The 11,920-nt window shown below is 71.6% G+C and carries 14 protein-coding genes and 1 tRNA gene; 10 read left to right on the forward strand and 5 right to left on the reverse strand.

Going from position 1 to position 11,920, the window contains the following annotated elements:
- The first annotated feature begins 39 nt into the window (after window positions 1–39).
- The 6 genes from ACLQ29_RS26795 to arfB all read left to right on the forward strand — a co-directional run bounded on the left by ACLQ29_RS26795 (window position 40) and on the right by arfB (window position 4,905).
- Entirely contained in the window at window positions 40–1,089 is a 1,050-nt protein-coding gene (locus tag ACLQ29_RS26795) for an AAA family ATPase (RefSeq protein ID WP_425774218.1), read from the forward strand.
- Window positions 1,086–2,087, forward strand: a complete 1,002-nt coding sequence (locus ACLQ29_RS26800) for a DUF58 domain-containing protein (protein WP_425774219.1) — start codon at window positions 1,086–1,088, stop codon at window positions 2,085–2,087. The genes ACLQ29_RS26795 and ACLQ29_RS26800 overlap by 4 nt, the downstream gene beginning before the upstream one ends.
- Window positions 2,084–3,043, forward strand: coding sequence for a VWA domain-containing protein (locus ACLQ29_RS26805; protein WP_393372792.1), 960 nt, complete (start codon window positions 2,084–2,086; stop codon window positions 3,041–3,043). The genes ACLQ29_RS26800 and ACLQ29_RS26805 overlap by 4 nt, the downstream gene beginning before the upstream one ends.
- Window positions 3,044–3,081: 38 nt before the next feature.
- The gene (locus ACLQ29_RS26810; protein WP_425774220.1) at window positions 3,082–3,936 is read left to right on the forward strand and encodes a S1C family serine protease; all 855 of its coding nucleotides are present in this window, start codon (window positions 3,082–3,084) and stop codon (window positions 3,934–3,936) included.
- Between the two features lie 97 nt (window positions 3,937–4,033).
- The gene (locus ACLQ29_RS26815; RefSeq protein WP_425774221.1) at window positions 4,034–4,330 is read left to right on the forward strand and encodes a hypothetical protein; all 297 of its coding nucleotides are present in this window, start codon (window positions 4,034–4,036) and stop codon (window positions 4,328–4,330) included.
- A gap of 149 nt (window positions 4,331–4,479) precedes the next feature.
- Window positions 4,480–4,905: an alternative ribosome rescue aminoacyl-tRNA hydrolase ArfB gene (arfB, locus tag ACLQ29_RS26820; RefSeq protein WP_425774222.1), complete on the forward strand. Its 426-nt coding sequence runs from the start codon at window positions 4,480–4,482 to the stop codon at window positions 4,903–4,905.
- Between the two features lie 37 nt (window positions 4,906–4,942).
- Here the strand turns inward: arfB and ACLQ29_RS26825 are convergent, their stop codons facing one another.
- Complete coding sequence (locus ACLQ29_RS26825; RefSeq protein WP_425774223.1) at window positions 4,943–5,767, reverse strand: RICIN domain-containing protein; 825 nt, start codon at window positions 5,765–5,767, stop codon at window positions 4,943–4,945.
- Between the two features lie 217 nt (window positions 5,768–5,984).
- On the opposite strand from ACLQ29_RS26825, the gene ACLQ29_RS26830 reads away from it, so the two are divergent.
- Window positions 5,985–6,983 (forward strand): aldo/keto reductase, encoded by a 999-nt coding sequence (locus ACLQ29_RS26830; RefSeq protein ID WP_425774224.1) that lies wholly within the window; start codon window positions 5,985–5,987, stop codon window positions 6,981–6,983.
- A 73-nt stretch (window positions 6,984–7,056) separates the two neighbouring features.
- Entirely contained in the window at window positions 7,057–7,653 is a 597-nt protein-coding gene (locus ACLQ29_RS26835) for a TetR family transcriptional regulator (RefSeq protein ID WP_425774225.1), read from the forward strand.
- 13 nt (window positions 7,654–7,666) lie between these two features.
- On the opposite strand, the gene ACLQ29_RS26840 is transcribed toward ACLQ29_RS26835, so the two are convergent.
- From ACLQ29_RS26840 to ACLQ29_RS26855, 4 genes are all read right to left on the reverse strand, one after another.
- Window positions 7,667–7,810 carry a hypothetical protein gene (locus ACLQ29_RS26840; protein ID WP_425774226.1) on the reverse strand — a complete coding sequence of 48 codons (144 nt, stop codon included), beginning with the start codon at window positions 7,808–7,810 and terminating at the stop codon, window positions 7,667–7,669.
- A gap of 151 nt (window positions 7,811–7,961) precedes the next feature.
- Entirely contained in the window at window positions 7,962–8,903 is a 942-nt protein-coding gene (locus ACLQ29_RS26845) for a 3-methyladenine DNA glycosylase (protein ID WP_425774227.1), read from the reverse strand.
- Entirely contained in the window at window positions 8,861–9,085 is a 225-nt protein-coding gene (locus ACLQ29_RS26850; RefSeq protein WP_425774228.1) for a hypothetical protein, read from the reverse strand. The genes ACLQ29_RS26845 and ACLQ29_RS26850 overlap by 43 nt, the downstream gene beginning before the upstream one ends.
- A gap of 35 nt (window positions 9,086–9,120) precedes the next feature.
- Entirely contained in the window at window positions 9,121–10,629 is a 1,509-nt protein-coding gene (locus tag ACLQ29_RS26855) for a hypothetical protein (protein ID WP_425774229.1), read from the reverse strand.
- A gap of 174 nt (window positions 10,630–10,803) precedes the next feature.
- Here ACLQ29_RS26855 and ACLQ29_RS26860 point away from each other — a divergent pair, with 174 nt between their 5' ends.
- Window positions 10,804–11,607, forward strand: coding sequence for a fumarylacetoacetate hydrolase family protein (locus tag ACLQ29_RS26860; protein WP_425774230.1), 804 nt, complete (start codon window positions 10,804–10,806; stop codon window positions 11,605–11,607).
- 108 nt (window positions 11,608–11,715) lie between these two features.
- A tRNA-Gln gene (locus tag ACLQ29_RS26865) sits at window positions 11,716–11,787 on the forward strand.
- Window positions 11,788–11,920: the final 133 nt, after the last annotated feature.

An 11,920-nucleotide genomic window follows, 5' to 3' on the forward strand; every position in this document is an offset into this window, starting at 1 on the left:
CCGACGTTTGCCGAGGCCCCGCCCCGGGAAGCAAGCACCGTGACGGACATCTCGGACACCCTGGCCAGCATGCCCACCTCGGTCGATCCCGAGCCGACCGGCGTCGAGCTGGAACAGACCCTCTTCGAGGTCAAACGCGTGATCGTCGGGCAGGATCGGCTCGTCCAACGCCTGCTCACCGCACTGATCGCCAATGGGCACTGCCTCCTGGAGGGCGTACCCGGGGTGGCCAAGACCCTGGCCGCGCAGACCCTCGCGACGGTCGTCGGCGGCACCTTCTCCCGGATCCAGTTCACCCCGGACCTGGTCCCCTCCGACATCGTCGGCACCCGGATCTACCGGGCCTCCAAGGAGACCTTCGACATCGAACTGGGCCCGATCATGGCCAACCTGGTGCTGGCCGACGAGATCAACCGCGCCCCGGCCAAGGTGCAGTCGGCCCTGCTGGAGGCGATGGCCGAACGGCAGGTCTCCATCGGCGGGCGCAGTTGGCCGGTCCCGCAACCGTTCCTGGTGCTGGCCACCCAGAACCCGATCGAGTCCGAGGGTGTCTACCAACTCCCGGAGGCGCAGCGCGACCGGTTCCTGATGAAGGTGGTTGTCGACTATCCCAGCGACGCCGACGAACTGGCCATCCTCTACCGGATGAGCACCGACCGGCCGAGCCCGCGTCCGGTGCTCGACGCGCAACGACTGCGGGCCCTCCAGGCCCACGCCGAGAGGGTGTTCGTCCACCACGCGTTGGCCGAGTACGTGGTGCGGCTGATCCTCGCCACCCGTGACCCCGGCCGCTTCGGGTTGCCGGAGATCGCCCCGCTGTTGGCGTACGGCGCCAGCCCGCGGGCCACCCTGGGCCTGGTCGCCGCCGCTCGGGCCCAGGCCCTGCTGCGGGGGCGGGAGTACGTGCTGCCCGAGGACGTCCGTGACCTGGCCGTCGACGTCCTCGCCCACCGGCTGGTGCTCTCCTTCGACGCGGTGGCCGACGGGGTGTCGGCCGAGAGCCTGGTGCGCCGACTGGTCGAGGCGGTGCCACCGCCCCGGCTGGCCACCGGTCACCCACAGCAGACGCCGGATCTGGCGGCGGCATGAGACGAGCGACCATCGCGCCGGCTGACCCGGGCCTGGCCGAGCTGTCCCCGGACCAGCGGGTACGTCGCCTGGAGCTGACCGTCACGCGCCGGCTCAACGGGTTGCTGCACGGCCAGTACCGCGGCCTGCTGCCCGGACCGGGCAGTGAACCCGCCGGCAGCCGCGAGTACCGGCCGGGCGAGGACGAGGTCCGCAGAATGGACTGGGCGGTCACGGCCCGCACCGCCGTGCCGCACGTCCGCCAGGTCGACGCCGACCGGGAACTGACCACCTGGCTGCTCGTCGACGGCAGCGCCAGCATGGAGTTCGGGACCGCCGAGCTGGACAAGCGGGAGCTGGCCGTGGCCGCGGTCGCGGCGGTCGGCTTCCTGACCGCGGGCGTCGGCAACCGCCTCGGCGCCCAGGTGCTGCGTGCCGACGGGGTACGCCGCTTTCCGGCCCGCAGCGGACGTACCCATCTGCTCGCCCTGCTCCGCACGCTGCTCGCCGCCCCACGTCCCACCTCGCCCGGCGACCGACCGGGGTGGAGGTCACCGGATCTGGCCGACGGTCTCGACGCGCTGCACCGGATCGCCAACCGACGTGGCCTGGTCGTGGTGGTCTCCGACTTCCTCGACGGACTGCCCGACGACCCTCGCCAACCGGCGCCCTGGGAACGCACGCTGCGCCGGCTGGCCGTCCGGCACCAGGTGCTGGCGATCGAGGTCACCGACCCGCGTGAGCTGGAGCTACCGGACGTCGGGCTGATCACGCTCGTCGACCCGGAGACCGGTCGTCGCCGCGAGGTGTGCACATCGGACCGCCGGCTGCGCGAACGCTACGCCGAGGCGGCCGTCGTCCAGCGCGATCAGATCCACGAGTCGTTGCGCCGCAGCGGGGCCACCCACCTGCCCCTGCGCACCGACGGGGACTGGAGCGCGGACATCGTCCGGCACGTGCACGCCCAACGTCGACTGGCCGCCGCGCCGGTCGGCCCGGCACGGGGAGGTATCGCGTGACCTGGCAGTCGCCGCTGCGACTCTGGCTGCTGCTCGGGGTGCTCGCCCTCGTCGGCGCGTACCTGCTGATGCAGCGCGGGCGCAGCCGCTACGCGGTCCGCTTCACGAACCTGCGGCTGCTGGACCGGGTGGCGCCGGAGCGGCCCGCCTGGCGTCGGCACGTACCGGCCGGGCTCTTCCTGGCCATGCTGGCCCTGCTGGTCGTCGGGTTCGCCCGCCCCAGCGCCGAGGTCCAGGTGCCCCGGGAGCGGGCCACGGTGATGGTCGCGGTGGACGTGTCCACGTCGATGCTCGCCACCGACGTGGAACCGGACCGGTTGGCCGCGGCGAAGCAGGCGGCCCGACGGTTCGTCGAGGGCCTGCCCGACGAGTTCAACGTGGGTCTCGTCGCGTTCGCCGGCAGCGCGGCCGTGCTGGTGCCGCCGGGCACCGACCGCGACGCCCTCGACGAGGGGATCGGCCGGCTCGCCGAGGGAATCACCGGCGTGCAGGGCACCGCGATCGGGGAGGCCATCAACACGTCCCTCGGCGCGGTCAAGAGCCTGGACAGCGAGGCCGCGAAGGAGACGCCACCGGCCCGGATCATCCTGCTCTCCGACGGCGCCAACACCTCCGGAATGGACCCGATGGAAGCGGCGGCGGAGGCGGTGACGGCGGAGGTGCCGGTGCACGCCATCTCCTTCGGGACCCCGTCCGGGTTCGTCGACCGCGGCGGACGGCCCATCCAGGTGCCGGTCGACGGGCAGACCCTCAAGGCGGTCGCCGAGGAGACCGGCGGGATGTTCCACGAGGCCAGCACCACCGACGAGCTGAAGGCCGTCTACGACGACATCGGCAGCTCGGTCGGTTACCGCACGGAGCGGCAGGACGTCTCGGCGCGGTTCATCGGCCTGGGACTTGTCTTCGCGATGGGCGCCGCCGCCGGCTCGCTGCGCTGGTTCTCCCGCCTGCCCTGACCGCCGCGCACCACAGTCGTCGACCGTGAGGAGTACGCATGGCAGTACAGACCGGACTGGGCGAACCGCGCGGTCCCTGGTTCATCTCACCGGAACTCGACCGGGACGGGCGCGGGTGGTGGGACACGCCCGAGCGTGACCCGGGCGGGCGCAGGCCTCGACGGCTGCTCGCCGCGCTGGCCGTGGTGGCGCTCTCCGCCGTCTCGGGCGCCGTCGCCGGTGGCGTGGTCGCCGCCCGGGACGGGACTCCCGGCCCCGCTGCCGCGTCCGCCGCCCCGGTGCCGGCCGAACTGGTCACCGCGGCCGAGCGGACCGTACCCGGGGTGGTGTCGGTGCTGGCCGGCGGCACGTCGGCCGGGTCCGCGACCGGCTCGGGCTTCGCGGTGGACGACCAGCAGCACCTGATCACCAACGATCACATCCTGGCCAAGGGTGGCGGCGGGCCGGTCACCGTCGAGCTGCCCGACGGGCGCCGGTTCGCCGCCGAGGTGGTGGGCCGGGAGCCGCGCAGCGACCTGGCGGTGCTGAAGGTGCCGGCGGCGGCCGGACTCACCCCGTTGCCCATGGCCAAGCCGGGTGCGACACGTGTCGGCGAACCGGTGCTCGCGGTGGGCTCGCCACTCGGTCTGGCCGGAACTGTCACCGCGGGAATCGTCAGCGCGTTGGACCGCGAGGTGCGGCTGGGCAACAACCGGCACCGCGCGGTGCAGACCGACGCGTCCATCAACCCCGGCAACTCGGGTGGGCCACTCGTCAACGCCCGTGGGGAGGTGGTCGGGGTCAACACCGCCATCGCCACCATCGACGGGAGCGGCTCGATCGGCATCGGGTTCGCCATCCCGATCGACCAGGTGCAGCAGACCGCCGACACGATCATCGGCAAGGGCGGCTGACCTGCGCGGACGGCCGACGGCCCGGCAGTGTGTCGGATATCCGGCCGGGCGGCATCGGGCCATGGAAATATTACTGTCGGTATGGATACTGGCGGAGGTGGAGCGTCCTCTTCTCGCGGTCCTCCTGCTGGTGGGCCTGGTCATCGGATGTGCGGTGGGGTCGGCGTACGCCCGGGCACGACGCGGGTGGAACGACTACCAGACGGTCCGGAAGTCGGTGCCGGGCGCCCGTCGAGGCGCCTGGTCGCTGATCCGTGGGGCCGCCGTGAAGGCCGGGGTGATCGCGCTGCTGCTCTTCGGCGCGGTGGCGTACGCGGCGGTCGGCTCCGATGAGGAAGCCGCCGGCCCGGCACCCACCCAGTCAACACCGCAACCCAAGCCCCCAAACCGATAACGTCACACCCCAGGCCGCGCGCCGCACCGCCCCAGACCGCGGCGATCTTGCACTTTCTGTCGTCGAAATGTCTGCAATGTTCCCGATGTCGGGACAGAAAGTGCAAGATCGCGGCCGGTCGCGCGTGCGGGTGGGGCTAGCCTCGGGGCGTGGACGACGGACTGCGGGTGACTGATCGGTGGATCGTTCCCGCCGGGGAGCTGCGGGAGCGCTTCTCCCGCTCGTCGGGGCCGGGTGGGCAGGGTGTGAACACCGCGGACTCCCGGGTCGAGCTGAGCTACGACGTGGCCAACTCGCCGGCCGTGCCCGAGTGGCTGCGGTCACGGGCACTCGCTCGGCTGGCCAATCGCCTGGTCGACGGGGTACTGACGATCGCCGCCAGCGAGCACCGGGCCCAGCTGGCCAATCGGGAGGCGGCCCGCGAACGCATGACCGCGCTGCTGCGGGAGGCTGCCGCACCCCCACCGCCGCCCCGCCGGGCGACCCGCCCGTCCCGTGGGGCCAAGGAGCGCAGGCTGGCCGAGAAGAAGCGCCAGTCCCAGCGCAAACGCGACCGCCGCGCCGACGACGACTGATCAGCCGCGCCCCCCGACATTCCCGAGCGGTGCGGAGTCAGCCGGTGAGGGACCAGGCCTGGTTCTGGCCGCCGATGCACTCCCACTGCTGCACGAAGGCACCGGGCGCCGGTGCCGTCAGGGCGGAGTTGGCGGCGTCGAGGCACTTGTCGCTGTGCCCGGCCCGCAGCTCCCACTTGTCGTCTGCGCGGCGCTGGAGGTGCCAGGTCTGGCTCGGGCGCCAGCCGCAGCTCTCCAGCCCCAGCCCTGCCCCGTTCCCCGTCGAGGCCTCCCGGACGCTCAGGCATTTTCTGCTGGCGACGTCCATGATTTGGAAGGCGTTCTGGTAGGCGACCCGTCCGCCTCGACGCAGAAATTTGAACCGCTGCGTCGGCCGGTTCAAATCCGGTTGCACTTTCATGTCTGCTCCGTCGACGGCCAGATTGTCCCGGCCGCTGTAGGCGCTGTGCAGCCGTCCGGTGTAGTCGAATAGGACGAATGGCACCGATGTTGTCTCGCCGCGCTTCGAAACGGTGGCGACCCATCGGTTGGACGCGCTTTCGGTGAGCTTCTTGTGCGCCTCGCGTACCTGCGGTGCGACGCAGAGGTGGTCCCGGGGCGTCGCCTCGCGCCACACGAACCCCTGCTGGCAGGTGTCGGGCCCGTAGGTCTTGTCGGCCGGTTTGCGGAACTGGTTGGGGTTCCGGTTGTCCAATTTCACGAATTGTCGGGTCTTCGTGTCCACGCAGACGTGATCGTCCGGCCGGGCTTCCCGCCACACATTTCCTGGAATGCAGGTTGATGGGCCGAATGGCCCAAACGCGACCGGCGCGCCACGAACTGCTGGTTTGTCGAACGCTGTGCCGCCGATCGCCGCACTCACGGACGCAGTTTCGGACACTGTTATGCCGATCGTCAGAAGACCGGCAAGGAGCATTAGTGAACGTGCACCGGTAATCATAAAAAGCAAGCTAACACGATAAGCGGCACCGCCGACGGGACACGCAACGATCGGTGCGGAGGCTCCCGAATAACAGAAACTGGAATCTGTCAGTCAGATGACGTACGGTTGTCGGGCATTCACGATGAGAGGACACCCCATGGACACCCGCTCCCTCGGCACCACCGGGCCCACCGTCTCCACCCTCGGGCTCGGCCTGATGGGCATGTCCGACCTCTACGGCGCCGCCGACGAGGCCGAGAGCATCGCCACCATCCACGCGGCCCTGGACGCCGGCATCACCCTGCTGGACACCGGCGACTTCTACGGCATGGGCCACAACGAGATGCTGCTGCGCGACGCGCTGCGCGGCCGTCATCGGGACAACGCGGTGATCAGCGTCAAATTCGGCGCGCTTCGCGACGCCGAGGGCGGCTGGAACGGCAACGACGTCCGGCCGGTCGCGATCAAGAACTTCCTGGCGTACACCCTGCGCCGGCTCGGCACCGACCACGTGGACATCTACCGACCCGCCCGGCTCGCCCCGGACGTCCCGGTGGAGGAGGTGGTGGGCACCCTCGCCGAGCTGGTCAAGGCCGGCCACGTCCGGCACATCGGCCTGTCCGAGGTGAGCGCGGAGACGCTGCGCCGGGCGCACGCGGTGCACCCGATCAGCGACCTGCAGATCGAGTACTCCCTGATCTCCCGCGACCCGGAGGCCGCGATCCTGCCGACGGCCCGCGAGCTGGGCGTGGCGATCACCGCGTACGGTGTGCTCTCCCGCGGCCTGATCAGTGGCCACTGGCAGGCCGGCCGGCAGACCGCGGGCATCGACTTCCGCAGCCACCTGCCCCGGTTCGCCGGCGCGAACCTGGACCGCAACCTCGCCCTGGTGGATGCGCTACGCGCCATCGCCGAGGCGCGCGGCGTCACCGTGGCGCAGATCGCCATCGCCTGGGTGCTGTCGCGCGGCGCGACGATCGTCCCGCTGATCGGCGCCCGCACCCGGGAACGGCTCACCGAGGCGCTGGGCGCCGCGACCGTCACCCTGACCGAGGCGGACCTGGCCGCCATCGAAGCCGCCGTCCCGGCCGGCGCGGCGGCCGGCTCCCGTTACGACGAGGCGCAGATGGCCTTCCTGGACAGCGAGCGCGCATGACCGCGGACCGTGGCGCGACCGCCGGTCCGGGGGCCGCGCCACGGTTGCCGGCGCGGTCAGGGAGGCTGGCCTGATGAGCGACGCCACCGTCCTGACCGCTGACCGCATCCTCGACACCGCCGAGGAGGTGCTGCGCCGGTACGGGCCGGCGAAGGCCACCGTCCTGGACGTCGCGCGTGCGCTGGGCGTCAGCCACGGCAGCGTCTACCGGCACTTCGCCAGCAAGGCCGCCCTGCGCGAGGCGGTCGCCGAACGCTGGCTGGCCCGGGTCTCCACCCCGCTGATCGAGGTGGGCGCCGGGCCCGAGCCGGCCGCCCAACGGCTGCGTCGGTGGCTGGCCGAGCTGAGCGGCACCAAACGCCGGATGGCCCGGGAGGACCCGGAGCTGTTCGACAACTTCCACCAGCTCGCCACGCTCTCCGAGGGTGCCGTCGCCAACCACCTGGAGGTGCTCGCCGGTCAGCTCAGCCTGATCGTCGCGGACGGGGTGGCGGCCGGTGAGTTCAGCGTGCCCGACGCGGCGGTGGCCGGGCGGGCGCTGCTCCAGGCCACCGCGCGGTTCCACCACCCGGCACACCGCACCGAGTGGACCGGGCCCGGGCTCGACGACGACCTGTCGGCAGTGGTCGACCTGCTCGTCGATGGTCTGCGTACCCGCACGGCCGGGTGAGCCGAGCCCTCGATCAGCCCGCGACGGCGGCGAGCAGTCGGTCGCGCAGCACGGCGGCCCGCTCGGCGAACCCGCGCTGCGCGGCGGCGTACTCCGCCCGCGCCGTGCTGGACCGTGTGATCGCCCACCTGACAACCGCGTGAACGGCTGCGGCCACGCCGAGACGGGCGTCTGTTGGTCTCAGGGTGGGTTACAGCAGCCGGTCCGGTGGCGTCGGCGCAGCTCAAGGGGGGTGCGGCCCATCTGATCGGCCCGGGAACCGGGGCAAGATGACAGCTGCTAACACATGGCGGTACGGGTGAAGCCCTTCAGGGGGTCATACCCCCACCCGTGCCGCTGGCTCCACTTGGGTAGAGCAAGGCCGCGCAGACATCGATCAGTCGGGAACGCAGATGGCCCGCACGCTGCGAGAACTCGCGCTGCCGCGCGACGTACTCGGCCTTGCCCTCAGGAGTCTCGATGGCTACTGCCGGTTCCCCGTACGAGGAGAAGTCGTACGGGGATGCCTGCATGTCGAGTAGCCGGATGTCCCTCGCCAACTCGAAGCAGTCGAGCGCCAGCTCCCCTGGAACCGCAGGTCCCAGCTTGGTTGCCCACTTGTGGCAGTCCATCGAGGCGTGCAAGCAGCCCGGCTGGTCAAGCTCTACCTGGCTCTCCCTCGTTGGTTGGAGCCGGTTGAGGCTGACCGCATCAGGGGTGAAGAACCGGAACGCATCGAAGTGCGTGCAGCGGATCTGGTGAGACTCGACTACCGCGTCAGTTCCCACTTGCCCAAGTCGCAGGGGGAGTGGATGCCGATGTTCACGTTGGCGGTACACCATTGCCCACTCATGCAGGCCGAAGCAGCCAGTGAAGGCTGGTCGCGACGCGATCGCGGACAACAGTCGATGGATAAAGCGCACTGACTCGCCCCGGTCGGCGAGGAACGCTGTGACGTCGAAGCTCACGACTCCGTCCGCGTCAGTGGCGTACCAACGCCACTGTCGGTGTGGGGCGGGGCCGTTCGGTCCGGGCTCCAAGGAGATGCCCACGCCCGGGTGCCAGCGTCGGAGCACGGAGGGCCTGGTGCCGTAGTAGTCGTACAAGAAGTCATCGATCGCGTGGCGTTCCCTCGTGGCCTTGCGGGCGCGGTGGCCTGCGGTGAGGGAGTCCGTGCGCTTCTCGTGGGCTTCCAACAGTGGGAGCCAGCTTGTGACGGGGGTGCTGCTCAACGGTTCGGGCCCTTGTTGTCCGCTTCGTGTCGCTTGCATACCCCCCACCTCTGAGAGGTGCCTGAGTTGCGCTTACGCAGGTCGGCCACCGGGTGCCGCTCGCCGCGCCGCCGGCGGGCCAGGTGCGGGGTCAACCAGACGTCCACCCGCTCCTCGTGGGCGCGCCGGCAGGCCTGCCACCGCGCCACGTCGAGCACGGCGGGGGCGAGGGCGGCGGTCACGCACCCCAGGGTACGACCGCCGCCCGCGCGCCCGGTCAGGGCATGTGCACCCGCACACCCGCGGAGAACACCCCGCTGCGCAGCTCCAGCTGCTGCGGCGGATCGCGCCCGTCGACGGTGAAGACAAGCGGCAGCACCGTCCGACTGCCCGCGGCCATCGGGTCGGCGAAGACGTCCCGACCCAGGTTGGCCGCCCGGGTGGCCGACTCGTCGGTGCTCACCCAGCGCCCGCCGGGCAGGTACGCCCGTTGCAGTTGGCCGTGCCACGGTTGGTGGTCACCGGTGACGTTGCGCACACCCACGGTGGCCTGACAGCGCCGACCGTTGGCCGGTGCGGCACCCCCGCCGTCGGCCTTCCCGGGCGCGCCGCACGACATCCGGTACACGGTGAACTCGAACGCCGACTCGCGAAGGGGAACCCCCACCGGCCCGGTGACACCGGTGCCCGTCCACGCGCCGCTGGTGGGCTGCTTCTGCGTGTCGATCGCCGAGACCTGCCGGGTCGCCGTCCAGCCGGCGGTGCCGACGATGCCGGCGAGGACCGCCACGGCCGCGCCCACCACCAACCAGACCGGCGGGGTACGCCGCCGCCCCGCCGTACCCGGGGCTGCCGGGCGCGGATAGATCGTTCCGCGACCACCGTCGGGTCCGCCCCGGCCGGCAAGCGCGCTGGCCGTGACCCGGCCCGCGCGCCGACGTCGCCACACCCACACCAGGGCGGCGCTGATCAGCAGCAGGACCGCCAGTCCGGCGAGTAGCACCGGGTACCGACGCCAGGGCGGCGCCTGGTCGATCTCGGCCGCCGGTGCCGCCGCCGCGTTCCAGGTAGCCGTGGCGCAGTCGTACGGCCGGGTGCCGTCACTCGTGAACGCGCAGGCCGGCGCGGTCAGTGGCTGGCCGGGCGCGGTCGTGGCGAGCGCGGTGCCCAGCGTGGTGCTGCTGTGTGCCGGCAGTCGCAACCGCCACGTCACCTCGGTGGTGGACCCGCTCGCCTGGGTGGACCGGCCGCCGGCGCTGATCGCGGTCGGCGACGACCCGGGCGGCAGCTCCTGCCGCACGGTGGTGTCCACCGGGGCGTTGCCCACGTTGCGTACCTGGATCCGGTACCTCGGTGCGGGGCTGGTCTCCGGCGCGACCGCCACCGTGACCTGCTGCGGGGGCGCCGACGCCGGTGCCCGCGCCGGCGGCGCCACCGCCGGTGGCGCCGACGGTGGGGTGGGCTCGGCGGACCCCCGCGCGACCACCGCGACCGGCGGGTGCGTGCTCTGCGCCGGCGCGACCGCCGGCACCCCGGCCGGCCCGGCGCTCGGTGGAGTCGCGCCGCCCGGTGGTCGTGCGGTGGCGTCCGGCGGCCGGGTCGTCGTGGCCGGTGGTCGCGAGGTGGCTGTCGCGGCCGGTGGCCGCGAGGTGGCTGTCGCGGCCGGTGGCCGCGGCGCCGCCGACGCTTCCGGCGCCGCCGCCGGCAGGGCTGGCACGGCGGCGAGGATGCCGAGGCAGTGGACGAACACTGCGAGGGCTCTGTGGTGTCGTGTCGATGCAGGCATACGAACGAACCTCCGGAGCCGACGCTAGGGGCGAGCCGCCTCCGTGCGGGTACGAAGTCGGGAACCCCACCCCGGTCACCTCCTGCTCCGGTAGGGTGCCGCGCGCTGACGGGTTGCGCACACCTGACGGCCGGTCCTGGCCGGTGGAGGGGTCGGCGGGGCTAGATTGGCCGGGTGCGTATCGCTCGTTTCGCCCATGCCAAGGGAATGTCGTTCGGAGCCGTCGAAGGCGAACCGGAGGCCGGGCCGCAGGGCCTGACCATCGCCGAGATCGAGGGCCACCCGTTCGGCAACCTCACCTTCAGCGGGGCCCGCTGGGCCCTCTCCGACGTCCGACTCCTCTCGCCGATCCTGCCCAGCAAGGTCGTTTGCGTCGGTCGCAACTACGCCGACCACGCCGCCGAACTCGGCAACGACGTGCCCAAGGAGCCGCTGCTCTTCCTCAAGCCGTCCACCTCGGTGATCGGCCCCCGGGACGCCATCCGACTGCCGATCTTCTCGAAGCAGGTCGAGCACGAGGCGGAGCTGGCGGTCGTGATCGGGGCGCCGGGCGCGCGCCGCGCCGACCGGGCCGCCGCCGAACGCGCCATCTTCGGCTACACCTGCGCCAACGACGTCACCGCTCGGGACCTCCAGCGCTCCGACGGGCAGTGGACCCGGGCCAAGGGCTTCGACTCGTTCTGCCCGATCGGTCCGTGGATCACCACCGGCCTGGACGTCTCCGACCTGGAGATCCGGTGTGAGGTCGGCCGCAATCCGGAGGAGATGGAGGTACGCCAGCTCGGCCGCACGAAGGACATGGTCTTCGACGTGGTGGGCCTGGTGTCGTACATCTCGCACGTGATGACTCTGCTGCCCGGCGACGTCGTTCTCACCGGCACTCCGGCCGGGGTTAGCCCGCTCGTCGAGGGGGATACGGTCACCGTGCGGATCGAGGGCATCGGCGAGCTCACCAACCCGGTGGTGCCCGTCGTCTGATCCGTTGGATACCCCCGTTTCCGCAGCTCACAGGCGTTTCGGGGGGATCCGATTTGGCCTGCCGGCACTGGGAGGGTAAAGTTCACTCCCGGCACCGCAAGGGGCCAATGGGGTATGGGGTAATTGGCAGCCCGACTGATTCTGGTTCAGTTAGTCTAGGTTCGAGTCCTGGTACCCCAGCGCTACCGGCATTCGCGAGAATTCCGGACGCTGGATTCTGACGGAGTTCGACTCCGCCCCTCCGGGGGCGGAGAGTGGTCTTCGGTAGAGTGCAGCTCCTCCGCCCGTGAGGGTGGGGGAGCGACAAGTGGTT

Origin of the sequence: Micromonospora sp. DT228, from assembly GCF_049841595.1 — a bacterium.
In the GTDB taxonomy this organism is placed as follows: Bacteria; Actinomycetota; Actinomycetes; order Mycobacteriales; family Micromonosporaceae; genus Micromonospora.

Excerpts from the sequence above, each read along its gene's own strand:
- ACLQ29_RS26810 (WP_425774220.1), top strand. The coding sequence starts at position 3,082 with ATGGCAGTACAGACCGGACTGGGCGAACCGCGCGGTCCCTGGTTCATC.
- ACLQ29_RS26835 (WP_425774225.1), top strand. The coding sequence starts at position 7,057 with ATGAGCGACGCCACCGTCCTGACCGCTGACCGCATCCTCGACACCGCC.
- ACLQ29_RS26800 (WP_425774219.1), top strand. The coding sequence starts at position 1,086 with ATGAGACGAGCGACCATCGCGCCGGCTGACCCGGGCCTGGCCGAGCTG.
- ACLQ29_RS26830 (WP_425774224.1), top strand. The coding sequence starts at position 5,985 with ATGGACACCCGCTCCCTCGGCACCACCGGGCCCACCGTCTCCACCCTC.
- ACLQ29_RS26855 (WP_425774229.1), bottom strand. The coding sequence starts at position 10,629 with ATGCCTGCATCGACACGACACCACAGAGCCCTCGCAGTGTTCGTCCAC.
- ACLQ29_RS26845 (WP_425774227.1), bottom strand. The coding sequence starts at position 8,903 with ATGCAAGCGACACGAAGCGGACAACAAGGGCCCGAACCGTTGAGCAGC.